General features: G+C 37.7%; 30 protein-coding genes. 25 read left to right on the top strand and 5 right to left on the bottom strand.

Annotated features, from left to right (window positions below; genetic code table 11):
* The first annotated feature begins 228 nt into the window (after nucleotides 1-228).
* The 23 genes from AADJ06_RS12680 (at nucleotide 229) to AADJ06_RS12570 (ending at nucleotide 20,975) form a co-directional block, all read left to right on the top strand.
* On the top strand, nucleotides 229-1,071 hold the full coding sequence (locus AADJ06_RS12680; RefSeq protein ID WP_341226834.1) for a MotA/TolQ/ExbB proton channel family protein: 843 nt from the start codon (nucleotides 229-231) through the stop codon (nucleotides 1,069-1,071).
* Between the two features lie 61 nt (nucleotides 1,072-1,132).
* A complete protein-coding gene (locus tag AADJ06_RS12675; protein WP_341226833.1) occupies nucleotides 1,133-1,723 on the top strand; it encodes a biopolymer transporter ExbD in 591 nt (196 codons plus the stop codon).
* Between the two features lie 2 nt (nucleotides 1,724-1,725).
* The gene (locus AADJ06_RS12670; RefSeq protein ID WP_341226832.1) at nucleotides 1,726-2,283 is read left to right on the top strand and encodes a biopolymer transporter ExbD; all 558 of its coding nucleotides are present in this window, start codon (nucleotides 1,726-1,728) and stop codon (nucleotides 2,281-2,283) included.
* Between the two features lie 18 nt (nucleotides 2,284-2,301).
* Nucleotides 2,302-3,147 (top strand): energy transducer TonB, encoded by an 846-nt coding sequence (locus tag AADJ06_RS12665; protein WP_341226831.1) that lies wholly within the window; start codon nucleotides 2,302-2,304, stop codon nucleotides 3,145-3,147.
* On the top strand, nucleotides 3,147-3,365 hold the full coding sequence (locus AADJ06_RS12660) for a hypothetical protein (protein ID WP_341226830.1): 219 nt from the start codon (nucleotides 3,147-3,149) through the stop codon (nucleotides 3,363-3,365). Before AADJ06_RS12665 ends, AADJ06_RS12660 begins: the two co-directional genes overlap by 1 nt.
* 75 nt (nucleotides 3,366-3,440) lie before the next feature.
* Nucleotides 3,441-4,349, top strand: coding sequence for a substrate-binding domain-containing protein (locus AADJ06_RS12655; protein ID WP_341226829.1), 909 nt, complete (start codon nucleotides 3,441-3,443; stop codon nucleotides 4,347-4,349).
* Between the two features lie 183 nt (nucleotides 4,350-4,532).
* Nucleotides 4,533-6,233: a hypothetical protein gene (locus AADJ06_RS12650; protein ID WP_341226828.1), complete on the top strand. Its 1,701-nt coding sequence runs from the start codon at nucleotides 4,533-4,535 to the stop codon at nucleotides 6,231-6,233.
* A gap of 117 nt (nucleotides 6,234-6,350) precedes the next feature.
* Complete coding sequence (locus tag AADJ06_RS12645) at nucleotides 6,351-6,929, top strand: adenylate kinase (RefSeq protein ID WP_341226827.1); 579 nt, start codon at nucleotides 6,351-6,353, stop codon at nucleotides 6,927-6,929.
* 65 nt (nucleotides 6,930-6,994) lie between these two features.
* Nucleotides 6,995-7,981 carry a GTPase ObgE gene (obgE, locus tag AADJ06_RS12640; protein WP_341226826.1) on the top strand — a complete coding sequence of 329 codons (987 nt, stop codon included), beginning with the start codon at nucleotides 6,995-6,997 and terminating at the stop codon, nucleotides 7,979-7,981.
* Nucleotides 7,982-8,047: 66 nt separating this feature from the next.
* On the top strand, nucleotides 8,048-10,759 hold the full coding sequence (locus tag AADJ06_RS12635) for a sialate O-acetylesterase (protein WP_341226825.1): 2,712 nt from the start codon (nucleotides 8,048-8,050) through the stop codon (nucleotides 10,757-10,759).
* 160 nt (nucleotides 10,760-10,919) lie between these two features.
* On the top strand, nucleotides 10,920-11,294 hold the full coding sequence (locus AADJ06_RS12630) for an NADH-quinone oxidoreductase subunit A (RefSeq protein ID WP_341226824.1): 375 nt from the start codon (nucleotides 10,920-10,922) through the stop codon (nucleotides 11,292-11,294).
* An 18-nt stretch (nucleotides 11,295-11,312) separates the two neighbouring features.
* Nucleotides 11,313-11,852, top strand: a complete 540-nt coding sequence (locus AADJ06_RS12625) for an NADH-quinone oxidoreductase subunit B (RefSeq protein ID WP_341226823.1) — start codon at nucleotides 11,313-11,315, stop codon at nucleotides 11,850-11,852.
* Nucleotides 11,849-12,349, top strand: coding sequence for an NADH-quinone oxidoreductase subunit C (locus AADJ06_RS12620; RefSeq protein WP_341226822.1), 501 nt, complete (start codon nucleotides 11,849-11,851; stop codon nucleotides 12,347-12,349). Before AADJ06_RS12625 ends, AADJ06_RS12620 begins: the two co-directional genes overlap by 4 nt.
* 3 nt (nucleotides 12,350-12,352) lie before the next feature.
* Complete coding sequence (nuoD, locus tag AADJ06_RS12615; protein WP_341226821.1) at nucleotides 12,353-13,591, top strand: NADH dehydrogenase (quinone) subunit D; 1,239 nt, start codon at nucleotides 12,353-12,355, stop codon at nucleotides 13,589-13,591.
* Nucleotides 13,584-14,087, top strand: coding sequence for an NADH-quinone oxidoreductase subunit NuoE (nuoE, locus tag AADJ06_RS12610; protein ID WP_341226820.1), 504 nt, complete (start codon nucleotides 13,584-13,586; stop codon nucleotides 14,085-14,087). The genes nuoD and nuoE overlap by 8 nt, the downstream gene beginning before the upstream one ends.
* Entirely contained in the window at nucleotides 14,087-15,439 is a 1,353-nt protein-coding gene (nuoF, locus tag AADJ06_RS12605; RefSeq protein WP_341226819.1) for an NADH-quinone oxidoreductase subunit NuoF, read from the top strand. The genes nuoE and nuoF overlap by 1 nt, the downstream gene beginning before the upstream one ends.
* Entirely contained in the window at nucleotides 15,439-16,611 is a 1,173-nt protein-coding gene (locus tag AADJ06_RS12600) for an SGNH/GDSL hydrolase family protein (protein WP_341226818.1), read from the top strand. Before nuoF ends, AADJ06_RS12600 begins: the two co-directional genes overlap by 1 nt.
* Nucleotides 16,612-17,697 carry a 2Fe-2S iron-sulfur cluster-binding protein gene (locus AADJ06_RS12595; protein WP_341226817.1) on the top strand — a complete coding sequence of 362 codons (1,086 nt, stop codon included), beginning with the start codon at nucleotides 16,612-16,614 and terminating at the stop codon, nucleotides 17,695-17,697. It begins immediately after the preceding gene.
* A gap of 4 nt (nucleotides 17,698-17,701) precedes the next feature.
* A complete protein-coding gene (nuoH, locus tag AADJ06_RS12590) occupies nucleotides 17,702-18,844 on the top strand; it encodes an NADH-quinone oxidoreductase subunit NuoH (protein ID WP_341226816.1) in 1,143 nt (380 codons plus the stop codon).
* Between the two features lies 1 nt (nucleotide 18,845).
* Nucleotides 18,846-19,412: an NADH-quinone oxidoreductase subunit I gene (locus AADJ06_RS12585; protein WP_341226815.1), complete on the top strand. Its 567-nt coding sequence runs from the start codon at nucleotides 18,846-18,848 to the stop codon at nucleotides 19,410-19,412.
* A 39-nt stretch (nucleotides 19,413-19,451) separates the two neighbouring features.
* Nucleotides 19,452-19,973 carry an NADH-quinone oxidoreductase subunit J gene (locus tag AADJ06_RS12580; RefSeq protein ID WP_341226814.1) on the top strand — a complete coding sequence of 174 codons (522 nt, stop codon included), beginning with the start codon at nucleotides 19,452-19,454 and terminating at the stop codon, nucleotides 19,971-19,973.
* On the top strand, nucleotides 19,973-20,458 hold the full coding sequence (locus AADJ06_RS12575; protein ID WP_341226813.1) for a GNAT family N-acetyltransferase: 486 nt from the start codon (nucleotides 19,973-19,975) through the stop codon (nucleotides 20,456-20,458). Before AADJ06_RS12580 ends, AADJ06_RS12575 begins: the two co-directional genes overlap by 1 nt.
* A gap of 1 nt (nucleotide 20,459) precedes the next feature.
* Nucleotides 20,460-20,975 (top strand): gamma carbonic anhydrase family protein, encoded by a 516-nt coding sequence (locus AADJ06_RS12570; RefSeq protein WP_341226812.1) that lies wholly within the window; start codon nucleotides 20,460-20,462, stop codon nucleotides 20,973-20,975.
* Nucleotides 20,976-20,986: 11 nt separating this feature from the next.
* On the opposite strand, the gene AADJ06_RS12565 is transcribed toward AADJ06_RS12570, so the two are convergent.
* Genes AADJ06_RS12565 through gldD form a run of 4 tightly spaced genes read right to left on the bottom strand, consistent with a single transcriptional unit; the run spans nucleotide 20,987 to nucleotide 23,334 of the window.
* Nucleotides 20,987-21,691 (bottom strand): carboxypeptidase-like regulatory domain-containing protein, encoded by a 705-nt coding sequence (locus tag AADJ06_RS12565; protein ID WP_341226811.1) that lies wholly within the window; start codon nucleotides 21,689-21,691, stop codon nucleotides 20,987-20,989.
* Nucleotides 21,691-22,524 carry a phosphatidate cytidylyltransferase gene (locus tag AADJ06_RS12560; protein ID WP_341226810.1) on the bottom strand — a complete coding sequence of 278 codons (834 nt, stop codon included), beginning with the start codon at nucleotides 22,522-22,524 and terminating at the stop codon, nucleotides 21,691-21,693. Before AADJ06_RS12560 ends, AADJ06_RS12565 begins: the two co-directional genes overlap by 1 nt.
* On the bottom strand, nucleotides 22,505-22,747 hold the full coding sequence (locus AADJ06_RS12555; protein ID WP_341226809.1) for a DUF2007 domain-containing protein: 243 nt from the start codon (nucleotides 22,745-22,747) through the stop codon (nucleotides 22,505-22,507). Before AADJ06_RS12555 ends, AADJ06_RS12560 begins: the two co-directional genes overlap by 20 nt.
* Nucleotides 22,744-23,334, bottom strand: coding sequence for a gliding motility lipoprotein GldD (gldD, locus tag AADJ06_RS12550; protein ID WP_341226808.1), 591 nt, complete (start codon nucleotides 23,332-23,334; stop codon nucleotides 22,744-22,746). The genes AADJ06_RS12555 and gldD overlap by 4 nt, the downstream gene beginning before the upstream one ends.
* 139 nt (nucleotides 23,335-23,473) lie before the next feature.
* Here gldD and AADJ06_RS12545 point away from each other — a divergent pair, with 139 nt between their 5' ends.
* Together AADJ06_RS12545 and AADJ06_RS12540 are read left to right on the top strand one after the other, a co-directional pair.
* Entirely contained in the window at nucleotides 23,474-23,791 is a 318-nt protein-coding gene (locus AADJ06_RS12545; protein ID WP_341226807.1) for a LytTR family DNA-binding domain-containing protein, read from the top strand.
* Nucleotides 23,792-23,869: 78 nt separating this feature from the next.
* Nucleotides 23,870-26,176 (top strand): acyl-CoA dehydrogenase, encoded by a 2,307-nt coding sequence (locus AADJ06_RS12540; protein WP_341226806.1) that lies wholly within the window; start codon nucleotides 23,870-23,872, stop codon nucleotides 26,174-26,176.
* Here the strand turns inward: AADJ06_RS12540 and AADJ06_RS12535 are convergent, their stop codons facing one another.
* Complete coding sequence (locus AADJ06_RS12535; protein WP_341226805.1) at nucleotides 26,177-26,533, bottom strand: hypothetical protein; 357 nt, start codon at nucleotides 26,531-26,533, stop codon at nucleotides 26,177-26,179.
* Nucleotides 26,534-26,556: the final 23 nt, after the last annotated feature.

The following is a 26,556-nucleotide window of genomic DNA, read 5'->3' as shown; positions in this document are numbered from 1 at the left end:
CTTCCAACGACTCTAAAGCGGTCTAAGGTAAAATCATAAAAAAATGAAGCAGCCATAAAAAAAGGAATCGTAAATGTTTTAGGTTCTAAGGTATTTTCCTTAGAATTGCCAAAGTTTTGTTTAGAATCTGACTACTTAAATCAGTTTTAGCGTTCTTTCGAAACCAATTAATATTTTTTTTATAACAAACGGTTTTATTAAATCAAAAACCCCAAAAATTCTAATCTAATGGAAAAAAAGACTACAGCTCCTGCGGCAAAGAAACCCGCACCAAAAAAAGCGGCAGCACCAAAAAAAGGTGGAGGACTTAATGCAGGTATTATCATTCCAATTTTGTTGGCAATTGGTATTTGCATCTGGATGTTCATTCTTGGCGATGGTGCTAACTTTGACGATCCTGAGGTAAAACATCACCCATCTAACATGTTAGGAATTGTTTACTCTGGTGGTGTTATTGTACCAATCCTTATTACTTGTTTTTTAATTGTAGTCGTTTTCTCTATTGAGCGTTTTATCACTATCGGTAAGTCTTCAGGAAAAGGAAACTTAGATGCATTTGTTGCAAAAATTCGTTCTCAGGTTTCTGCTGGTAACTTGGCAGACGCTATAAAAGAATGTGACAAGCAAAGTGGTACTGTAGGAAATGTTGCAAAAACTGCTCTAGCTAAGTACAATCAATTGGTTGGTGAAACTCAATTAACTAAAGACCAAAAATTAGCTGCTCTTCAGAAAGAAATCGAAGAAGCTACTTCTTTAGAGCTACCTATGTTAGAGAAAAACTTAACTATCCTTTCTACTTTAGGTTCTGTTGCTACGCTTATTGCACTTCTAGGTACAGTACTTGGTATGATTCGTTCTTTCTTCGCCATTGGTGAAGGTGGAGGAGCTCCTGATGCTGCTGAGCTAGCTCGTGGTATTGCTGAGGCCCTAATTAACACAGGTCTTGGAATTGGAACTTCAGCCGTTGCCATTATCATGTACAACTTGTTTACTAGCAAAATTGACAGTCTTACATTTAAGATTGACGAAATTGGAATGAGCTTACAGCAAACTTTCTCTGCTAATAATTAATCAACTAATTCTTTAGTTAATTAGAATAATTGTTTAACTTTAAGCATTAAAAGAAAAATATATGGCAGCTGTAAAACCAAAACGACATGGTCCTTCAATGGACATGACTGCGATGTGTGATGTGGCATTCTTGTTATTGACATTCTTTATTATGGCTAGTTCATTTAAGAGTGAAGAAACAGTAACTATTGATACTCCATCTTCCATATCCTTAGATTTAATCCCTGAAACTGATGCCTCTATGGTGTCAATTGACAAAGACGGGAAATACTATTTCGGCATTGTAGATCCATCTCAAAGAGATGACTTTGCAAAGATTTTAAGTGATAAATACAACCTTGGTTTATCTAATAAAGAGATTGTGGGTTTCTCTACATTGTCGGAAGTAGGTGTACCAATGAAACAATTGAAAGCTTATATCAATTTAACAGAAGAGCAAAGAATGTCTTATGACCTAACAGGAATCCCGTTAGACTCTACAGACAACGAGCTAGTTGATTGGGTAAAAACTTTCGGTGAATCATTTTCTGGTTCTAAGATTACTGTAAGAGGAGACGGTGGCACACCTTATCCTTCTTTAAGAAATCTATTTAAAGAATTCAGTGCGGCAGATTTGAATAAGTTTCAACTGATAACCAAAACCGAGAAATAACAATGGCAGAAGTACAAGTAAAAGATTCCGGCGGAGGTAAAGGTAAATCGAAAGTAAAGAAAGGTGCAGGTAAACCAGACATGACACCAATGGTGGATTTAGGTTTCTTACTTATCACATTCTTTATTTACACTACCACCTTCAGTAAGCCGAATACAATGGTGTATAACACACCTAAGGAGTTACCACCGGAAGATAGAGTAGAACAAGAACTTGATATTAAAGTTTCTAACACTATTACTATCATACTAGGTGAAGACAATAGAGTTTTCTGGTACCAGAAACCTTTGAAAGAAGTAACCGCTGACGACTTAGTGGAGACAGATTATTCAAAAGAAGGTATTAGAACCGCTATTCTTTCAAAGAAAAGCAAAGCTCTAAGCCCAGAGAATTGGACCGTAATCATTAAGCCAAGTGACGAGTCTACTTGGAAGAATTCGGTTGATATCCTGGATGAGATGGCCATTACTGAAAGTAATAAGAAGGCCGTAGTGGAATTGCAACAAGTAGAAAAGGAAGCCTATTATACAAAAATAGGTAAGCCAATACCTGCTGAATAATTTTAAATTCCTTAAGAAATGGATAATAATAAAAATAGCAGTCCAGCAAATTTGGATGATATAATTTTTGAACATAGAAATAAGACCTACGGTGCTTATTTCTTGAGAAAGAATTATTCCAAATTTCTGACAAAAGCAGCAGTATATGGCATTAGTTCATGTCTCTTGCTTATAGGAGGTGCTTGGGGATACCAAAAATTTGTTGTTCCTAATTTAGCACCAGAAGAAATAACCTCTGTAGAGATTGACTTATCTGCATTGGAAGAGGAAATGGAAGAGGAGGAGGAAATTGACATTCCGCCACCAGAGGAGGAGGAACCACCACCACCACCACCAGAACTTAAACAAGTTCAATTCTTACCTCCTGAGCCTAAGGCTGATGAAGAGGTAATTATTGAAACGCCTCCTCCAGAAGATAAAGATTTGGAAGATGCCATTGTATCTACACAAGATGTAGAAGGTGAGGATGTGACTGATGTATTTACGCCACCACCTCCACCACCTCCAGCTATCACAAAACCAGCTGGCCTTGGTAAACCAAAAGAAGAACAAATCTTTACTGCGGTAGAGCAAAATCCTGAATTTCCGGGAGGAACAACAGAAATGTATAAGTTCATTGCTTCTAAAATAAAATACCCACCAGCAGCTCAAAGAGCTAACATTTCAGGTAGAGTATTTGTGAAGTTCGTTGTTGAAAAAGATGGTTCAATAGGTAAAATTGATGTTCTTAAAGGAATTGGTTTTGGCTGTGATGAAGAAGCAATTCGTGTAATCAAAGCTATGCCAAAATGGAATCCTGGACGTCAAAACGGTAAGAATGTTCGTGTATTCTTTACTATGCCAGTATTTTATCAACTTGAGTAATGCTTGGACGTAAGGACCCTAAAAAACTATGGGAATTGACAAAAGTTATTCTCCATGTTACAATGGGCTTGTTATATATAATCATTGGTGCCTATATTATAGATAAGCAATGGTTTATGTCAAGCTTACCACCTAATGTCAGTTATGCCTTAGGAGGAGTACTCATAGTTTACGGGATATTTAGAATTTACCGTATTTGGAAAAACAGGTCACTTTAAGTGACCTGTTCTTTTTTAAAAGACTCTCTAAAACCATTTGCGATAATTATCGTATTTATGATAAATGCTCTTCATATGAAAAACTTATTTCTAACAAGCCTCGTCCTTACCTTTCTAATTTCTTGCTCTCACCCAAAAGAAACCGATAAATTATCTGTAGCTAGGGGAGAAATAACCGTGGCTGTTGATGAATCATTTAGACCAATAGCAGAAGCCGAAATTGGTGCATATCAAGCACATTATCCAGAGGCAAAATTTAACGTACAATATTTACCTGAGCAGAAGGCTGTGAATTACATGCTTTCAGATTCCGCAGAATTAATAATGATTTCCCGAGAACTATCTTCGGAGGAACAGAAATATTATACCCAACGTAATAGAGAATATCACCCTGCCATTATGGCTCTAGATGCTGTTACACTTATCGCTAATAAAGAAAGTGATCTCTCCAGTATTTCCATAGAAGAGATAGAAGCCATACTTAAAGGTAAAGAGTCCAACTTAAAACTTATTTTTGACAATAGTAGCTCAAGTAACCTAAACATGATGCTGTCAAAATTTGACATAAAAGATATAAACAAATCTAATATTTTCGCTACCAACGGAACCTTGGAGGTTTTTGAACAGGTACAGAAAAATAAGAATGCAATTGGTCTTATAGGCCTTAACTGGATTAGCGATGAGGATGATAAAAAATCCATGAATTTAAAAAACCAAATAAAAATTCTAGGTATAAATACTACCACTTCAGAAAAGCCTGTTTACCCAACCTTAAGTACAATTAAGAGTCAAGAATACCCTTTTGTCAAAATAATATATCTTCATACCACCCAGAATGGTTGGGGAGTTGCAATGGGCTTTATAAGATTTGCTTGTACTCAGATAGGTCAACTTGTGGTAGAGAAAATGGGACTTCAACCATTTTACCTCATTCCTAAGAATTATCAACTTACCTCAAGTGACCCTTTTGAAGTAGTAGAATAAGAATATTTTCTATTAACAAATCCTTTACAATCCTATTAAACTTAAAAAAGTCTAACTAAAACATAAAAAAAACATTAGTTTGTGGAGCTAAAGGCTTTTGGTTAAGCCACATTTTTATAAATTTGCAGACTTTAATTTAACAGAAATACAAACCTTAACTTGGAAGTGAAGATGAAGAAGATTATGAAAACACTGTTATTTAGCTTTTCAGTTTTAATGCTGACAGCTTTAAATGGCAATGCCCAATCAGTAGATGAAGGCCTTAAACATTTAAATGCCGAACGTTATATATTAGCTGAAGAAACATTTACAGATTTAGTTAAATCAAATCCAACGGCTGAAAATTATTTTGAGTTAGGTAGATACTATTTAAGCACGCCGAATGCTAAAGAAAACCTTGACAAAGCTCAAGAAGTTTTTACAAAAGGAAATGCTCTTGACAAAAAAGGCAATCCATTAAATAACATTGGTCTTGCCATGGTAAAAATTGGCAAAGGAGATTTAGCTGGAGCAAAACTTCTTATTGAAGACGAGATTGGTAAAGGTAGAGGAGCTAAAGACTCTGAACTTATTTACAGAGCTGCCGAGGCTTACACCATGTTCGATTGGTCAAACGACCCAGCCGAAGCTATCATTTTAATTGATAAAGCTTTAGAGGTTAAAAAAATTGATAATCCGCAATATTATGTAGTTAAAGCCAAAGCTTACGACATAATGAATGAGGGTGGTGATTTGATGAACGCTTTGAGAAATGCTGAAAGACTTAATCCTAAAGATAAAGCAGCAATCTATTCTTTCATGGCTAAGATTTGGCTACAGGGTAAAAACTACCCAGAAGCACAAGCAGCCATCGACAATTCAATTGCGGCTGACCCAACGCATGCACCAGCCTACTACTATAAATCTTCTTTACTTCAAACATACCAGAAATGGGGAGAGGCTGCTGAAGCTGCAAAGAAATACCTTGAAAATGGTGATGGCGACTGTATGGCTAACTTAAGATATGCCAAGCTTGCTTTTACAGCAAAAGATTTTGACAATGTTTTAGCTAAGATAAAAGAAATTGAGTCTTGCAATGAAGACCCAATAGTTTTCAGATTAGCTGGTATTTCTAAATTTGAGCAAGGTAAGTATGACGAAGCCATAGCTGACTTAAAGAAATATACTAGCGTTGCTTCTAAAGAGGAAATCTTTGGATTAGATTATGGTTTCATAGGAAGAGCATTCTTAGCTAAAGCTACTGATGATGAAGAACCAGCAGCAAACGAAGCTTTAGCAATTCAAAATATGGATAAGGCTGTTTCTATGAATGATACTACTTACGAGTACTACACAGAATTAGGAAGATACTTCCAGGAGAAGAGAGACTATGACAACGCATTAGTCTTTGTAAAGAAATCTATTGACAATAAAAAGAAACCAAACGGACAAGACTTTTGGACTTTGGGCTCTCTTCAGTATATGACGAAAAACTTCGAAAAAGCTGATTCTACTTTTGATAAGGTAAAAGCAGCCTATAAGGACTCATGGCCTATGCCGTATTTAATGAGTGCTAGAACCAAAATAAACATAAACAGAGAAGATACTACCTTTATTGCTTCGGAAATGTATGAAAAATACATCTCTCTAATTCCAGAGGAACAAAAAGCAGCTGATGCTAGAAATCTTTCTGAAGCTTACAGTTATCTAGCTGGTAAAGAGTGGTTGGTTAACAAGAATACAGAGAAAGCAATGGTCTATGTTGACGAACTTCTTAAATATGACCCAACTAATCAAAGAGCAATTGACCTTAAAAATTCAATATTAGGAATTGAGCCTGAAATTGAAGAAATGGAAGGCGATAGCACAGGAACAGATAGCACTGCTACTGAGCCTGGTAAATAAGAACTCTTCACAAAATATAAGCCTGGCATTGCCAGGCTTTTTTTGTTTACTTAAGTTATATCTTCTCATTTGACAAATAGTCCTAAATTTGTCGAAAGTTAATCTAAAAATCTATTCATGTTTAATCTTGTTATTTTTGGGCCTCCAGGGGCAGGAAAAGGCACCCAGTCTGCCAAAATTATTGAAAAGTATAATCTTGCTCATATTTCTACAGGAGATATGTTCAGAATGCACATTACACAAAATACGGTGCTAGGCCAAAAGGTTAAAGAACTACTCTCAGAAGGAATTTTGGTGCCAGACTCTATCACCATTAATATGTTGGAAGAAGAGGTAAATAACAATCCTGACGTTTCTGGCTTTATTTTTGATGGATTTCCACGAACGGTAGCACAGGCCGAATCTCTTGATGTTTTTCTAAAAGCGAAAAATGAAGAAATTAGCCTTGTGTTGCAGTTAGATGTAAATGAGGACGAAATAAAACAAAGAATTGCTGAAAGAAAAAAAGTAAGCGGCAGAGCCGATGACGACGAAACAAAACTGATTAGACGAATAGACGAGTACTTCCAAAAAACTGTTCATGTACTTCCGTACTATGAAAAACAAGCAAAGCTTATAAAAATCGAAGGAGTTGGAGCAATAGATGATATCTTTGCAAATATTACCAAAGCCATTGATAATCAGATAAACCGTTAAATCATTTTCTAGCTTCTGGCTTAATTTTTCAATTATTACTTTCTAGTTTTAAACTAATTCTTTCAATGACATCGAATTTTATTGATTACGTAAAAATTCACTGCCAATCCGGAGACGGAGGTGCGGGTTCAGTTCATTTTAGAAGGGAGAAGATGGTTGACAAAGGTGGACCAGATGGAGGTGACGGCGGTAGAGGCGGTCACGTGATTCTAAAAGGGAATCGCAATTTATGGACATTAATCCATCTGAGATACCAGAAACACATTAAAGCAAGTAAAGGAGTTCGTGGAAGCGGTAGTAGAAGTACCGGAGCTCAGGGTCAAGATGTAATCATAGAAGTTCCTATGGGAACAGTTGTTAAAGACCCTGAAACTGGAGAACTATTAGCTGAAATCACTGAAGATGGTCAAGAAGAAATTCTTTTCGCAGGTGGTATGGGAGGTTTGGGAAATACACATTTCAAATCTTCTACCAAGCAAACCCCTCATTACGCTCAACCAGGCCAACCTGGTAAAGACGGTTGGGTTATTTGTGAGTTAAAAGTTTTAGCTGATGTTGGTTTAGTTGGTTTTCCCAATGCAGGAAAATCTACTTTGCTCTCCGTAGTTTCGGCTGCAAAGCCAGAAATTGCCAATTATGCTTTTACCACACTTACACCTAATTTGGGTGTTGTAGCATACCACGATTATAAGTCATTCATAATGGCGGATATTCCTGGCATTATTGAAGGTGCTGCAGAAGGAAAGGGGCTTGGAATAAGGTTTTTGAGACATATAGAGCGTAACTCTATATTACTCTTTTTGGTGTCTGCTGAAAGTGAAGACGTTGAAGCTGAATACCAAACCTTATTAAACGAATTAAAAAAATATAATCCTGAGTTATTAGACAAAAACAGGATTTTGGGTATCTCTAAGATAGACACTCAGACAGATAAAGACCTTGAAGAAATAAAGAAAAAATTACCTCAGGATATTCCAGTGGTTTTCTTTTCATCCCTAAACCTAAAAGGAATTAACGAGTTAAAAGATATTCTCTGGGATAATCTTGCTTAATAATTCCCCCTGAAAAAATGTGCTTTTTTATAACTGATTTTAAAAATAGAAAACCGTTTTGGTTAGATGGGAATTTTAAAAAAAGGACTTTTTATTCTTTTAGCTTGCTGCTATACAAATTCATTTGGACAGGATATTGACATAACCTTCCCTTCTGAGAGAGCTGTATTTCAAAGAAATAATGGCAATGCCACTATCGTTTATATAGCTGGAAATTATAGAAAGAGAATGGATAGAATTGAGGCTAAACTCATTCCTATTCAAGGCGGACAGGCTATAGACTGGACATCTATAGTTGCTCAACCTTTCTTCGGTAGCTATCGTGGCTCTTTGGTAGTTCAAGGTGGATGGTACCAGCTGAAAGTTAGAGGTATTTTGGAAGGTCAGGTAGTGGCCGAAACAACAATCAATAAGTTCGGAGTAGGAGAAGTCTTTTTAATTTCTGGGCAATCCAATGCTCAAGGTTATTATGGCCGTGGGCAACGTGGAGCATATGATGACCGAGTAAACGTAGTTTCAAATTTTTTCAGCGAAGGCTATAACCAACCAATATTTCCTTCATTTGGTCATTTAGATGCTGGTTCTTCTATTGCTCCCACAGGCAAAGGAGCCTGGTACTGGGGAGAACTAGGCGACTTACTCGCTACCAAACTAAACGTACCCGTACTATTTATGAATGCGGCTTGGGAAGGCTTTCAAGTTTCTCAATTTGTACAATCATCACAAGGGGGAAAAGGTACCAACCCATACTCCTATAATCAAGCACCTCCTGGCTATCCTTTCGGAAGTATTACCGATGCCCTTCATTATTACACAAACTTAACTGGATTAAGAGCCATCTTATGGCATCAAGGAGAAAGCGACAATTATTTAAGTACAGATTTTCAGTCTTACTATAATGACTTAAATCAAATCATTTCAGAAACTAATAACAGAACGGGTAAAAACATTTCTTGGATGGTGGCCAGAGTATCTAAGGACAAGAATAGGTTTTACCAACCAGTAATTGACGCTCAAAACTCAGTTATTGCCCATAATTCTAATGTTTTCCCTGGACCAAACACTGATGATATCTTAGACAGAGTAGATGGCGTGCATTTCTCTACCACCGGCTTTTCCAAAGTAGCTGGGCAATGGAATAACTACATGTCTTCTGAGTTTTTTGCTTATTCCAATCCAACCTATGGTAATCCGCCTGTTCAGCTAGAATCTTATTGTGGAAACGAAGACCCTACCAAACCTATGAGTCTTAGGGCCCCTTTCGGTTATTCTTCCTACCAATGGAATAATGGCTCTAACGAAAGAGACATCAAGGTTGGCCCGGGTTATCATCAAACAATGGCTAAAGACATATACGGGAATGTATACTACTCTGCCCCTATCCTGTTTGAGAACTCGCTATATCCAGTTAAGCCAAACATTCAGGCATTAGGAACAACAGAGTTTTGTCAAGGGCAATCCGTTGAACTTAAAACTGACAAGCCTTATTGGAATTATTGGAACACCGGTCAAAATGCTCAAAGTATTTATGCTAGCCAAGAAGGCAGTTATTTCCTGACACATGTAAACCTCTACTTGTGCGGAGCAGAAAGCGATAAAATTCAAATCAAGAACTACCCTACCCCTGTTCCAGAAATAATTGCATCAGGGCCATTAGATATCTGTTCTGACGAAGAATTAATACTTCGTTCTAACCTTAACAACGGTATAGAGTGGAATACAGGCTCTACAGAGCCTGAGCTAAAAATAAACACCTCTGGAACATTTACGTTAAAGGCTAAAAATGATTTTGGCTGTCAAGGAGAATCCAATCCCGTTAATGTAACCATTAAGCCAGCAGCTCAAAAACCAACCATAGAAAACCTTGGTTTAGACGTTCTTTGCCAAAGGGATTCTACCATTTTAAGAGTTCAAAATGAGCAAAATATGAAGTGGAACCTTGGTGTGACTTCTAAAGAATTAGTCATAAAAAACACTGGAGAATACTTCGCAATTAATACCAACGAGTTTGGCTGTACATCGACCTCAAATACTATTAACATTTTGGTTAACCCTATTCCCAGCAAACCAACTATTATATCCGAAGGGAGTTTAGAAGTATGCGATGACGAGTCTGTTCTACTTAAAGCCACACCTGCCTATGCATATAACTGGAGTACAGGACATACTAGCGACGAAATTGAACTTACAAACACGCGAGAAGTATACCTAAGAACCAAAAATGAATTTGGCTGTATGTCTGTACCTTCTGACATCAAAGAAATAGTGGTTTTAGAAAAGCCAAAGAATCCAACTATTATTCAAACAGGTACCTTCACATTAAGCTCGATATTTACCTCGGATACAGCAAATGTTATCTATAAATGGAGTGTTAACAATACTCAGATTGAAAGTAACAGACCCTATATTAAAGCTGTTAGAACTGGAGACTATAAACTACAAGGTTTAAAAAGCTATGAGCTTAAAAACGGAACGCAAAAAGTTTGTATATCTGACACTTCAAATGCCTTCCAATATTACTTAGATGGTAGTAAAAATGGTTTCAGCTACTATCCTAATCCTACTACAGACAATAGAATCACAATAGAAACTCTAGAAGATGTGGATAGAGCCACGGTAACCATTTTTGATTTACAAGGTAAACCACGTTTCTCAGAATATGTTGAAGTATTTGACGAACCAAAGACATTCGAATTCTTGAATTTACCACATGGAAAATACATTTTAAAGGTCAAAAACAATAGAAGTAAATTCACTGGCAAAATCATGGTTGAATAAAAATTAGGTAATTAACCTTATTATTAAATACTTTCTCCCAAATATTCTATTTCTAGCCATCACGAATATTTCTAGCTTATTTTTAAGTTCAATTTACCTTCTGTTCAATTTTGAAAACACTCTTAGTAGTGGTAATTTTGCATCTTGATTACAAGACAAAATGAACAGTAATTTACCTCAGGAATACCTACCGATAATATTTCAATTTGCTTTAGCGGCAGGTTTTGTCGGATTTACAATTGTGATAACACACCTTATTGGCCCAAGGCTAAAAAGCAATGTTAAAGAAAGCCCATTTGAATGTGGTATTGAGTCAGAAGGCGACGCAAGGTCTCCACTTTCTGTAAGATATTTCTTAATAGCCATTTTGTTTGTATTATTTGATGTAGAAATCATTTTCATGTATCCGTGGGCCGTCAACTTTAAAAGCTTAGGTTGGTTTGGTTTTATGGAGATGTTACTTTTTGTCACATTTCTTATGGCGGGCTTTTACTACATCATCAGAAAAGGCGTATTAAACTGGGAGCGAGATTAGATATACTAAACAAAACTCATGAGTACAGTAAAAACAGTAGAAGCACCAAGTGGATATGAAGGTTCAGGCTTTTTTGCAACTTCATTAGACCAAGTTATTGGTATAGCTCGTAGTAATTCATTATGGCCTCTTCCATTTGCCACATCATGCTGCGGAATTGAATTCATGGCTACCATGGGGGCACATTATGATATTTCAAGGTTTGGCTCAGAAAGACCTAGCTTTTCACCAAGACAAGCAGATTTACTCATGGTAATGGGTACTATTGCAAAAAAAATGGGGCCTGTAGTTAAACAGGTATATGAACAAATGGCCGAACCAAGATGGGTTATGGCTGTAGGTGCATGTGCTTCATCGGGTGGCGTTTTTGACACATACTCTGTTTTACAAGGTATTGACAGGATAATACCTGTGGATGTTTATGTACCAGGTTGCCCACCAAGGCCAGAACAAATTTTAGATGGCCTAATGCAAGTGCAAGAACTAGCGAAAAACGAACCCCTCAGAAGGCGTGAATCTGAAGAATACAAAGCCCTTTTAGCCTCTTACAATATATGATTAGTCACCAAGAAATAGTTGAAGAACTAGTTGGCCATTTTGGCACTAAGGTTACGGAATTTGAAGAGCCTCATGGCTTACTAACCTTCACCTGCCCGTCAAATGACATCATCGATATTCTTACCTACTTAAATAAAAGTGACACGCTTAGGTTTCGTTTTTTAACAGACATAACGGGTATTCATTTTCCTGATGCAAAAGGCAAAGAGTTTGGTGTAGTTTATCACTTACATAGTTTTGAAAATGGAGTTAGACTAAGAATTAAGGCTTACCTCTCAAAAGATGATCTAAACATACCTACGGCTAGTGAGCTTTATGCGGGAGCCAACTGGATGGAACGTGAAACCTTTGACTTTTACGGAATTAAATTTACTGGTCATCCTAATTTGACTCGTATTCTAAATATGGATGAAATGGACTATCACCCAATGCGAAAAGAATACCCATTGGAAGATGCCACTAGAGAAGATAAAATTGATGCACTATTTGGAAGATAAAAAATGGCAGAAGAATTAAACGTACCAAAAATAACTTCCGACGCACTCGCTCTCAATCTACCAATAGTAGAAGAGAACGAGCATACTACGCTTAACCTTGGCCCTACTCACCCAGCCACACACGGTATATTTCAAAATGTACTACAAATGGACGGTGACAAGATAATTTCTGGCGTTCAGACTGTTGGGTATATCCACAGAGCCTTTGAAAAAATTGCAGAAAGAAGACCTTTCTATCAAATCACTACACTCACCGATAGACTAAACTATTGTTCATCGCCAATAAATAACTTTGGTTGGCATATGACTGTAGAAAAGCTTTTAAATGTAGAAGTGCCAAAAAGAGCACAATACATTCGTGTAATTTTGATGGAATTAGCTAGAATTTCTGACCACCTAATATGTAATTCTATTTTAGGTGTAGATACTGGAGCATATTCTGGTTTCTTGTATGTCTTTCAAGAAAGAGAAAAGATATATGAAATCTACGAAGAAATATGTGGTGCTAGGCTCACCACAAACATGGGTCGTGTGGGCGGAATGGAAAGAGACCTCTCTCCTACTGCTTTGGCTAAAATCAAAGATTTAGTTTATAATTCCTTCCCGAAGGTTCTTGCTGAATTTGAAAGTCTACTAAGTAGAAATAGAATTTTCATGGATAGAACTATCAATGTAGGAGGTATTACCGCCGAAAGAGCCATGGAATACGGTTTTACAGGTCCCAACTTAAGAGCTGCAGGTGTAGATTATGACGTAAGAGCTATGGAGCCTTACTCGTCTTATGAAGATTTTGAATTTGAAATCCCCGTAGGGCATAATGGAGACACCTATGACCGTTACCAAGTAAGAAATGCAGAAATGTGGGAGAGCTTAAAAATCATAAGACAAGCACTAGAAAACCTTCCTGAAGGACCATATTTCGCAAACGAAGATCATTACTATTTACCTCCTAAAAAGGAAGTTTATAGAAGCATGGAAGCTTTAATATATCACTTTAAAATTATCATGGGAGAAATAGAAGCTCCTATTGGTGAAGTGTACCATGCTGTTGAAGGAGGAAATGGAGAATTAGGTTATTACCTAGTGAGTGATGGTGGTAGAGCACCTTATAGACTCCATTTCAGAAGACCAAGTTTTATATATTATCAAGCCTACTCTGAAATGGTACAAGGATTAACCATATCAGACGCAGTAGCCATAATGAGTAGTTTAAATGTAATCGCTGGAGAATTAGATGCCTGAGTTAACAGAAAATATCGTTTTCAGTAAAGAGAGACTTGAGAAAGTTGAAGAAATAATAGCTCGATACCCAGAAGGTAAGCAGAAGTCAGCATTACTGCCTATTCTTCATTTGGCTCAAGAGCAGTTTGGTTGGTTAAGTTCAAAAACCATGGACTATGTAGCCGGACTCTTATCTATCCAGCCTGTTGAAGTATACGAAGTAGCAACTTTTTATACCATGTTTCACCTTAAACCCGTTGGCAAACACGTAATTGAGTATTGCCGAACAGGTCCTTGCTGTGTAATGGGTGGCGAAGAAGTATATGCTCACTTAAGAGATAAACTCAATATAGAAACAGGACAAACCACAGAAGATGGTTTAATAACGCTCAAAGAAGTAGAATGCTTAGCCGCTTGCGGTTGGGGTCCTTGTTTCCAAATAAGAGAAAAATATTTTATGCACCTTGATAATCAAAAAGTTGATGAGATTATCGAAGACCTGAGGAAGACTAACTAATGGCAAACAATATCAAAATATTGACCAAAGATATAGGTACTGATGGTCTTGAAAGCATCAGTGTTTATAAAAAGCTTGGAGGTTATTTAGGCGTAGAAAAAGCCTTAAAGAAAATGTCTCCAGATGAGGTGGTAGAAGAGGTCAAAAAAGCTGGAGTAAGAGGACGTGGTGGTGCTGGATTTCCAATGGGTATGAAATGGGGATTCTTGGCTAAACCTGAAGGTGTGCCTCGTTACTTGGTATGTAACGCTGACGAATCTGAGCCAGGTACTTTCAAAGACCATTACTTAATGATGAAAAACCCTCATCTATTGATAGAGGGAATGATTATATCAAGTTTTGCTCTGGGAGCAAATAAGTCTTTCATCTATGTAAGAGGTGAACTTATGTATGTCATACATATTTTAGAGAAGGCTATAGAAGAAGCTAAACAAGCAGGATACTTAGGAAAAAATATTTTAGGCTCAGGTTTTGACTTAGAACTTATAGTTCAACCTGGTGGTGGAGCATATATTTGTGGTGAAGAAACTGCTCTTTTAGAATCTTTGGAGGGCAAAAGAGGTAACCCAAGAAATAAACCCCCTTTTCCTGCGGTCAAAGGTTTATACCAATGCCCTACTGTAGTAAATAATGTGGAGTCCATTGCAAACACACCTTGGATAATCCAGAACGGAGGAGATTCCTATGCAGCCATTGGAATTGGAAGAAGTACAGGAACAAAACTTATTTCGGCATCTGGAAATGTTAAAAAACCTGGTGTTTACGAATTAGAATTAGGTCTACCAGTAGAAGAATTTATTTATTCGGATGAATATTTAGGCGGAATAAGAGATGGTCATCATTTAAAGGCTGTGGTAGCTGGAGGTTCTTCTGTACCAATTTTGCCAGCAGAGCTTATTCTAAAAACTGCTGAAGGCCAACCTAGGTTAATGACATACGAATCACTTTCAGAAGGTGGTTTTGTTTCAGGAACAATGTTAGGCTCTGGTGGCTTTATTGCTATGGACGAAACAACCTGTATTGTTAGAAATACATGGAATTTTACACGATTCTATCGTCATGAGTCTTGTGGGCAATGTTCGCCTTGTCGTGAAGGTACCGGTTGGATGGAGAAAGTACTTTACAGAATAGAACATGGTACTGGCAACGAGAGAGATATTGACCTCTTGGTAGATGTAGCTAAAAGAATAGAAGGAAACACTATCTGTCCTCTCGGAGATGCAGCTGCATGGCCTGTAGGAAGTGCTATTCGCCATTTTAGAGACGAGTTTGAATGGCATATTAAACACCCTGCTCAAGCCACAGCAAAAGGTGCTATATATTCAAAATCAGTAATAGAAACACTTGCCTAATGAAAAGAGTATTTTACAGTTTGATAATATTCATATTTACGCTTTTGATAGCGGAAGTAATACTGTTATTCTTTGTAAAATTACCTGACCCATATGATCATTTAAGAGTAAAATCATACTCCACAGGGGAAGTAGTAAGACTTCAAAACAGCCGAAACTCTGACTTTGCGTTTCTATTTAGGCCAAATGAACTCTTCCCTATGGATTCTAGTGTTGTGACCGACATTCATATCAATAATTTCGGTTTCAGGCATAATGATGACGTAGATACCACCCGAGATGAATTCAGTATTTATGCTATAGGCGGTAGCACTACCCAAGGTTATGACTACCCCTATAACCAAAGCTGGTGCCAAGTGGTAGAACAGAAACTTGAAAAAGTAACCTCCAAGCCTATAAACGTATATAATGGTGGTACTGCTGGTGCTGCAATGTTTGACCACATAGCACTTCTGCAAAACAGAGTCATCCACCTTAAACCTAATATGGTTATCCTTTTCTCAGGAGTAAACGATTTGAATGTCCTTCTTGGAGACAATAATTTACACCGCTTTGACGACATTCATGAATCTTCGGAACTGGTCAATTGGCCTAAACTCCTTTTAGGTAAGTCTGCAATTTTTCGTTTGGCCCATAATGCCAGAAACAAAATCAATATGAAAGTTTCTGCCCCAGCCAACTTAGAGGAAAGAAAACATAGACCTATACCGGACAGTGTAGACATTCAATTTTCTGATCACTTGCTCCCACCTTTACTTACTAATGAACTCCCTTTAGGAACGAAAGACCATGTGGATTTTGACTACTACAAAAAAATGGTTACTTCTTTTGTTGGCATTTGCAAAGCAAATGAAATTCCTATAATAGTTATGACGCAACCCACCACTTGGACATCAAAAGACACTACGCTTCAAAAGTATCACTGGATGAACAAGAATAAGGAGCACAAGTTTTCAAAAGAATTCATGCAAGGGGCTATGGATAGAATGAATTCGGATGTCGTAGAAATAGCTTCAAAACAGGAAATACCAATTATTACACTAGATAAAGAAATACCAAATAACGGAGAGTATTTTTATGATGATTGTCATTTCACACCTAAAGGCTCTGTCTTTGTAGGAGAAACAGTAGCCAGATATATATCTGAGAATAATTTAATACCCATTAAATAAATGGAGAATAGTATAAAAGTAACAATAGACGGTGTAGAAACGGAGGTTCCGCAAGGTACCACAATTCTGCAAGCCGCAAGGCAAATAGGACCAGAAGTGGCACCTCCTGCCATGTGTTACTATAAGCCACTAGAAAAATCTGGTGGTAAGTGTAGAGCATGTTTAGTAAAGGTAACACAAGGCTCTGAAAAGGATAAAAGGCCAATGCCAAAGTTGGTAGCCTCGTGCATAACCCCTGCTCAAGACGGCATGATAGTAGAAAACTACACCAACGAAGAGGTAGTTGACACTAGAAAAGGAATCGTAGAGTTTTTATTGATAAACCATCCCTTGGATTGCCCAGTATGTGACCAAGCTGGGGAATGTCATCTTCAAGACTTTTCTTTCAAACATGGTACCGAAACCCAACGCTTTGAAGAAGATAGAAGAACTTTTGAAAAAGAAGATATCGGTTCTAATATCCAATTACACATGAACCGCTGTATTTTATGTTACAGATGTGTTCACACTGCAGACCAAATCACAGATGGTAGATGTCATGGTGTAATGAATAGAGGAGACCATGCTGAAATTAGCACTTATATTGGTCAAGCAATTGACAATGATTTCTCCGGAAATATGATAGACGTTTGTCCTGTGGGAGCTCTTACAGATAAAACCTATCGTTTCAAAAACCGCGTTTGGTTCACTAAACCTATGGATGCACACAGAGATTGTGATAAATGCTGTGGCGAGGTTCATTTATGGTATAAAGGGGAAGAAATTATCCGTGTAACTGGACGAAAAAACCAATGGGGTGAAGTGGATGAATTCATATGTAACACCTGTAGATTTGACAAAAAAGAAACAGCAGACTGGACTATTGAAGGCCCTGCGGTTATGACTCGTCACTCGGTTACTTCAGCTAATAAATACCGCAAAGATTTAATAGCCAAACCTTCCTTCGCTGTCGATTATGCAAAACATCATTACAAAAACATTAATGATGACAGGCCGTACGACAAAAATTTGAAAGAGGTCAAAGCTTCGGAAGATTATAAGGCTTTAATGGAACAGAATAAGGACTTTAATTTGCTAGAAGAATAATTTAATGGAAGGAGCAATCATTATAAAAGGTTTAATTATTCTAGGCATATTTGCTATTTCTTTGACTATAGCAGCCTATGAAACCTACTTTGAGCGTGTAATAGCCGCCTATATTCAAGATAGGGTTGGGCCCGACAGAGCTGGCCCTTTTGGTATCTTACAGCCACTGGCAGATGCAGGAAAACTATTCTTCAAAGAGGATTTTGTACCTACACTAGCAGACAAATGGCTGTTTATTTTTGGCCCATCTTTAGCCATGCTAACTGCCATGATGACCAGTGCGGTTATTCCTTTTGGCGATAGCATTTTATACGAAGGAAAAGAGATTTTTGTTCAGGCTATTGAAGTTAACATAGGCATCCTATGGGTTTTTGGTGTGGTATCTTTAGGAGTATACGGTATTTTAATTGGAGGATGGGCTTCCAATAATAAATATTCACTTTACGGAGCCATTAGAGCAGCTTCGCAAAACATCTCTTATGAACTCGCCATGGGCGTTTCTATCATTGCTATTGTGATGATGTCAAGCTCGCTCTCGTTAAGAACTATTGTAGAAAATCAACATGGTGGAAACTGGAATATATTCTATCAACCTTTGGGCTTCTTAATTTTCTTAGTCTGTTCTTTTGCAGAATGTAACAGAACACCTTTTGACCTTCCAGAATCTGAAAACGAATTAGTAGCAGGATATCACACGGAGTATGGTTCTATGAAGTTAGGTTTATATCTCTTTTCAGAATATGTCAATATGTTCATCTCCTCGGCGGTCATTGCTACGCTATTCTTAGGTGGTTTTAATTACCTCGGAATGGACTGGGTTTCTTCACAACTTATAGGTCAATTTGGTGAAACAACTGGTCATAATTTAGCTACGCTATTGGGTACACTAGTATTCTTTGGAAAGATTTTCTTCTTCATCTTTGTCTTTATGTGGGTAAGGTGGACACTTCCAAGATTTAGGTATGACCAATTAATGGATTTAGGCTGGAAAGCCTTAATTCCCTTATCAATTGTAAATTTGGTAATTACAGCAGCAGCAGAACTTTCAGGCCAACCTTTGATAGTTAACTGGCTTGGTCTAGCCATTTTTATTGGCTTAGCCTATGCCTATACATTTTTGTTCACAAAAAATAAAGCAAGTATCTAATATGCAACTTACTAATAGAGCAAAAAAAACAGATAAGAAGCCTTTAACGCTTGCCGAAAGAACATATCTTCCCGGTATCGCAAAAGGAATGGGAATTACACTAAAGCATTTCTTTTCTAAGAAAGCAACTATACGTTACCCTGAACAAAAAAGATATTTAGGTCCTATTTTTAGAGGTCATCACATCTTAAAGCGTGACGAGGAAGGTAGAGAAAGATGTACAGCCTGTGGTTTATGTGCTGTAGCTTGTCCTGCTGAGGCCATTTCTATGGTTGCTGCTGAAAGGGAGCCAGGAGAAGAAAAACTTTATAGAGAAGAGAAATACGCAGCTGCTTATGAAGTAAACATGCTTCGCTGTATTTTCTGTGGATTATGTGAAGAAGCATGTCCTAAAGAGGCCGTTTATCTTAGACACGACAAATTTGTACCTGTGTTTACCAGCCGTGACCAAGTCATTTATGGTAAAGACCAACTAGTGGAAGACATGAATGAAAGGTACGAACGTGACGCATGGACCAAAGAGGAGATGCAGAAGCTTTGGGAGCAACAAAAACCAGTTAATTACTAATTTCGACGTCAAATGGATTTAATAAATAATTTACAAAACATGACTTCGACGCAGTGGCTATTTTATGTCATTTCGGTAGTTACACTTTTTGGTGCCTTAGGGACTATAACCTCAAAAAATGCCATTCACAGCGTCATATATCTTATTTTGACATTCTTCTCGCTTTCGGCTCATTATGTGTTGATGAATGCTCAGTTTATTGCGGTGGTAAATATCATTGTATATGCTGGAGCCATTATGGTTTTATTCCTCTTTGTGGTTATGTTTTTGAATATCAAAGAAGAAAACACGCCTGGTTTAAATAATAACAAACTCATGATAGCCGCTACCATTGTAGCAGGTACCATCAGTTTGATTCTTATATCGGCTATTAGAATGACAGATATTCCTAGAACCAACCCAGCTACATACCAAGTTAAAACAGGGTTTATAGAGACTTTAGGTACCTTGCTTTATAGTAAATACCTACTTCCTTTTGAATTAGTTTCTATTCTTTTTTTAATAGCCATGACCGGAGCTGTAATGCTAGGTAAAAGAGAAAAAGGCGAACGCCATTTCTAATGCTAACCTCGGCGAGGTTAACATATAGACAGATAAACGCTGACGACGAAGCGGAATCATTAGTCATGGCTCAAAGTGAAGAGGTTATGACCTATATTACAGGAGCGGCTTTAAGCCTCAAAGAAGCAAAAGAAAGATTCAAACATCAATTTGCAGTCAATCGGGAGAGCCAATATTTAGGTTTTCTAAGGGCAGAGTCTATAGAAACCAGAGAATTTGTGGGCTATGTTAAAATGACCCCACTCACCTCTAAGGAATTAGAAATTGGCTATGCTATTCTTCCTCCGTTTTGGGGCAAAGGTTTTGCCACAGAAATGCTTAAGGCCATGGAAGTATGTGCAAGTAGCTTACCTGACGTCGACAATTTGATTGGAATAGCCCATTCTTCTAACCAAGCTTCCATAAACGTTCTTCTTAAAAACGGCTTCGGCTTTCAAAAGCAAGGCGAAAAAGAAGACACTCATTACATTAAAAACATCCGATAATATGGCAACTATTCTTCCAATAAAAGGCATAAGCCCTAAAATTCCAACATCAACCTGGCTAGCACCAAACGCCACTGTGGTGGGCGATACTGAAATGGGCGAAGACTGTACCGTTTGGTTTAATGCCGTAGTTAGAGGTGATGTAAACAGCATTAGAATAGGCAACAGAGTCAATATTCAAGACGGTGTGGTGATACACTGTACATATGAGAAAACTAAAACTATAATAGGCGATAATGTGAGTATTGGCCACAACGCCATACTTCATGGTTGCGTAGTAGAAAAAGAAGTTTTGATAGGTATGGGAGCCATTGTGATGGATGGTGCCGTGATTGAAAAGAATGCTATAATAGGTGCAGGTGCTGTGGTTACTTCAAACACTAGAGTTCCCTCTGGTCAGATATGGGTAGGAAACCCTGCAAAATACCTTAAAGATGTATCCGACAAGGCAGGTGAAGTATTTATGCGAACTGCCGATAATTATTTAACCTATGCTAGCTGGTTTGGGAAAGAGTAACTAATTCAGCTTTAATTACTTCCACGCATTATAGCGTCTCTTGAGCCTTCCGTTTTTGGTATGTAATCACCCTTTTTCCAAGCCTTATTAGTAAACGTACCATCTTTTATTGATTTGATAAAACTAGCCCAGGCAAACGGACTGGTAAGAGGATTCGTGGTGATTGTTCCTCTACTTTGAATATGCATCAGCTGCTGATTCATTGCATATCTATAATTGGCGTCAGCACTCATACCTTGCATCGCAAAAGCCCTATCCAGGTTTTCACGACTAAGGTTCTCTTCCATGTTTGCTCTTTCTCTAGCATCTGGAAGTTCCATTTCTATCAAAGCTAATTTGAATTCTTCCTCGGTGCTAAAAGGATAAACTTTAACTTCTTTTAACATGGTAGCATCCTGCCTAAGCTCCACTACAGCCGAATATGACAAACTTACGTCAGAAGGAATGATGTGAAATTGTTTCTTAAAACCTAGGTAGCTAAAAATCAAACTATCGCCTGGAAAAACATTGATTAAGAAGTAGCCTTTGTCATTTGTCAAAGTCCCCCTACCAGCACGGTCATTTACAATATATGCCCCTGGAAGCGGCTCATCGTTATCTCCATCGATAACAAAACCACTAAAGGTAACAAACTTCTTTTCCCCCTGAGCATAGGTTTTCCCTACCACTAAAAAGGTTATTAAAATCAATAATACGAGTGTCTTCTGTTGACGCATTAAGCGAATATTTTGAGAAAAGTAAGAATAAAAGGCATTGAAAGCAACAAGCCATCAAACCTGTCAAGGAAGCCACCATGACCTGGAATAAAACTACCAGAGTCTTTAATCGCTATACTCCTTTTGAAAAGAGATTCAACCAAATCACCTAAAGTACCTGTTACCACTATAATTCCAGCAATAACAATCCATTTCCAAGGGTCTATGACATTGTAATACTTAGAAAAAACTAACGCAGCTATCAAAGAGCTTATTGCTCCGCCAAATAGCCCCTCCCAAGTCTTCTTCGGTGATATCCGTTCAAACAATTTACGCTTGCCCATCATAGTACCTACGAAATAAGCACCGCTATCGTTGACCCAAAGGATAACTAAAATACCCAAAACCAAAAGAGGCTTATAATGATGTGCCTCCATTGCCACCTCATTTACCAAAGCAAAAGGTACCGCCACATAAATAATTCCTAAAAAAGTATAGCCCAGATTTTCAAAGGGTTTTGGGTCTTTCCTTTTATAAAGCTTTATAAAAAAAGTTATAGCCAAAAGAGGGACTATTAAGTAATAAAACTTAAATGGCCAATCTCCTTTTTCTATAAAGAATGTGAGAGCGTTTAAAACAGTTCCACAGATGGTTCCATAAATGGATAATGGCAAATTCCCGTTCAGACCAACTAGTTTGTAAAACTCGTATTGCGTCATTATCGACAGAAATAAAAACACCAACCAAAAAGTATAAGCAGAGAAAAATATGCCTGTTATAATGATGGCGACACCTATTACCGCAGCTATAATTCGCTGTGTTAAGTTAGAATACTTATCCAATCTCTGATTCATTCTTATTCAAAAAAGCTTCAATAATAACCTTAGCTACGTGCTCGTCGCTGGTCTGGGTATATAAAATATTTGCTCCAAAAATAGGGTACATCGTATCCTTCTTATTGACAATGAAACATTTTATCTCATTGTTTTCTAATTCATTTTTGAGCAATTCTGCTTGCATGGCATTTTCTGTCTTATGGACAACCTGCCAATTCTCGGATTCTGTAGATAGTATCATTCAGTCCATTTTAAGGTTTCTAAAAGATGCATACAGTCATCTTTCATATAATTTACTAGCGGTCTTAAAGAGTCGTTTAAAGTAGGCTCTATAAGATAAACCGCCCCACGCAAATAGTGTTGGGAGGTATCTGTCACATAAAACTGAAAATGACTAGGCACCTCTCCTTCTAACTCTATAACTACTGCTCTTTTTCCATTCTCAAGTTCTACCACTTTCTCTACCTGAGAGTCCGCTTTTACATGATGCTTTCCTGCTAATTTGTAAGCGTCGTCAATATGTTTTGACAACTTATTTAAATCACCATTTAAAGGTTTATATGTAAGTTGTATACGTGCCATCATGTCTTTGTAATGTAAGATAATCCAGTGAGGTTCAGCATTACCAAAGGTGTCTGGCTCAACAATGGCATTTACATTATGCTCAAATGTATAAGGATGCTTCTCTTCTAATTGCACGTATTTATGTGCAGGCAAATCTAAGCGATTATAGCCTTTTGGTTTTGGAAAATAATCAGAAGAACCTCCGCAAGAAATCAATAGCGAGGCAAACAGAACAATAAGCACATTTCTTTCTTTAAGGGGCATAGGGCTCACTTTGTAATTGACAAAGATACACAATCAATTTTCATGTACCATACTCTTTAAAATGCGGATTTTGACAAGAATAAAAGAGTATGAGGTTACAAAATCAATATCGACACAGATACTATCAAAACGAAAGCTTATGAATAATTTAAAACAACCTGTGTATTTAGGAGCACGCACCAGCCTACTTCCCGCCCAAGTCACTCACCTTGAAGCAGAAATAAACTATACCACGGTTTACATGGCCTTAGGTCAAAAACAAATTTTATCAAGTACCATAAAAACGGTATATGAATTCCTGAAGCCTCATGGAGACTTTGTAAGAATTAGCAAGAAACATGTGGTAAATATGGAATTTGTCAAATCAACTTCGCCAGATAGCTTAACACTTAAAAATGGCCTAACACTTAATCCATCAAGGCGAAGAAAACGCGACTTGTTTAACGTTTTTACCTAGGAGATTTTTAAGAAATACAGCATTCTGGTCAATTGTGGAATAGATATTTATGCTATATTTAAGAAAAAGCTCAACCTTATGCATTACTCCCCAGGAATAAACAGTCTACTGCCCCTTTTTTATGTTGGCTGGGCAGATTCCGTACTTAGTCCTTCTGAAATGAAAATCATTCGTCAACACGTTGACGCTATGGATTTCTTGACTTTTGCGGACAAAAAACAACTCATGAAATGGACTGACCAGGCAAATCCGCCATCTGAAGAAACTTATAAAGAGTGGTTGGCAGACATTAATGCAGGTGCCATGAAACTGGACCTTGACAGAAAATTGTCTCTGGTGCAGTTAGGAATTAACATTGCCAAAAACACATCAAAATCTGAGGATAATAAAATTTGGGATTCTCCAAAAGTAAAAGCTTCTATAGAAGGACTTGAGGCCGCTCTTGGCGTAGATAACCAACTTTCAAAAGTTGCATTCTATACCACCGTCAAACCTGAGACCGAAACCCAGATTGAAGATATCGATGCATTTGACAGCAGGAAGGTACAAAGCATTTTAGACGGGAAGTTTGCAGAGCATAAAAACAGAACAAAAAAACTCCTCATGGATTCTTACTTTGAGGTGCCTTATGCTTTAAAAGAAAAAGACGCCTTAAGAAATTTAGTTTTAGACCAATGTAAAGAACTAGCAAAACAGGGTTTTGGAGCCTTAGCATTTCCTGAAGAATACGGTGGGGAGAATTCACCGGGAGCCAGCTCTGCGGTTTTTGAAACAATGGCCTTAGGAAATATCAGCTTATTGATAAAGTTTGGCGTACAGTTTGGCCTCTTTGGCGGAGCCGTTTTACAATTAGGCACTAAAAAGCACCATGATAAATATTTGGCAAAAACAGGCTCTTTAGACCTTGCAGGTTGTTTTGCGATGACCGAAACTGGTCATGGTAGTAATGTGAGAGACTTAGAAACCACCGCCACTTATAACCCAGAAGACCAAACTATCACCATTCACTCCCCTACCCACACGGCGGGTAAAGAGTATATTGGTAATGCACTGCATTCTAAAATGGCCGCTGTATTTACCCAGCTAAAAGTAGGTGGGCAAAATCACGGAATTCATGCTGTTTTAGTACCACTGCGTGACGAAAAGCATCAAGAACTACCAGGAATAACCGTCAAAGACAATGGTTATAAAATGGGGCTCAATGGCGTGGATAATGGCAGAATTTGGTTTGACCAAGTCAAAGTTCCTGTAGAAAACCTCTTAGATAAATATGGGGGAATTGATGCCGAAGGAAACTACCAAAGCAGCATAAAGAAAGAATCTAAAAGGTTTTTCACCATGCTGGGAGCCTTAGTGGGCGGAAGAGTTTCTATTGCTCTGGGGTCTAATACCGCTGCTAAGAAAGCTCTAGATATCGCTATAAAATATGCCTTGAGAAGAAGGCAATTTGACTCCTTAAATGAAACTACCGAAACACTCATTTTAGATTACCCAAGTCATCAAAAGCGTTTGTTCCCACTTATTGCTAAGAGTTATGCTCTGAGTTTTGCACTGGAAAGTCTGCGTGATAAATTTATAGAACAATACAAAAACACCGACAAAAGAGAAGTGGAAACGCTAGCTGCCGGATTAAAAAGCTATGCTTCTTGGCATGCCACAGCCACCATTCAAGAGTGCCGTGAAGCCTGCGGCGGAAAAGGCTATTTGGCAGAAAACGAGTTTGCAGATTTAAAAGCCGACACTGACATTTTCACCACTTTTGAGGGCGATAACCATGTGCTGCTTCAGCTCGTGGCAAAAGCACTCCTTACAGACTTTAAACAAGAATTTAATGATGGCGGATTTATGGCCGTGGCTCGTCATGTACTTAAAAGAGTGGGAACTTCTGTTACTGACCTAAATCCCTTAACGGTTAGAAATACCAACTCAGAACATATACTGAGTTATGATTTTCTAGACAGTGCTTTTGAGTTTAGACAGCAGAAATTGCTGTTTACCCTCTCCGACAGAATGCGAAACTTTCTTAGAAAAAAATTACATCCTTCTGAGATATTTCTTCGTGTGCAAAATCACATGATTACGCTCGCTCTAGCTCAAGTAGAACATTATATCTACAAAGAATTTAAAACGAAGGTTTTGGCTATGCCAAAAGATTCCGAAAGGGAGGCATTGGAAATAATGTTAAGAACTTACAGCCTTGACGCTATTTTGAGAGACAGCGGCTGGTTCTTAGAAAATGACTTCTTGACAGGTGAAAAATCAAAAGCCATAAGGCGTGTGCAAAACAGTCTTTTTAGGAAAATAAGACCTCTCGCCGCCAGTTATGTGGATGCATTCGGTATACCGAAAGTTTTAAGAAGAGCAGAAATAGTGAAGGAGGTTTAGCTAAACCTCCTCTTCGTTCTTATCTGCAGAATATCTGGCTAAAAGCTTACCCGAAACCTTATAAGAAGCTGCATAAAGCAATCCTTCTTGACGATGTGTAAAAGTTAAGAAGGCTTTGTTATACCATTTTGGGTCTGTGGCTTTCTTTTTGAACTTCTCATGTTCTGACTCCCCGAAAGCCTCACCATTATGAATGGTATTAATTTTATATACGCCTATACCAAAATACTCTACACGTTCTAATACCTTTTCAAAATCAGCTTGAGAGAAATAATGATTGCCACTCTCATCAACTCCGTTGTTAAGGTTTTCTAAACCCACAAATACATGTTTTTCTAAAAACTCCGCTTGCTCCATATTTTCAATTTTGGCAAAGATTG

Source organism: uncultured Arcticibacterium sp. (assembly GCF_964021845.1).
GTDB lineage: Bacteria > Bacteroidota > Bacteroidia > Cytophagales > Spirosomataceae > Arcticibacterium.
Note: the sequence above shows the minus strand (reverse complement) of the source record. Positions and strands in the feature narration are given on the sequence as shown.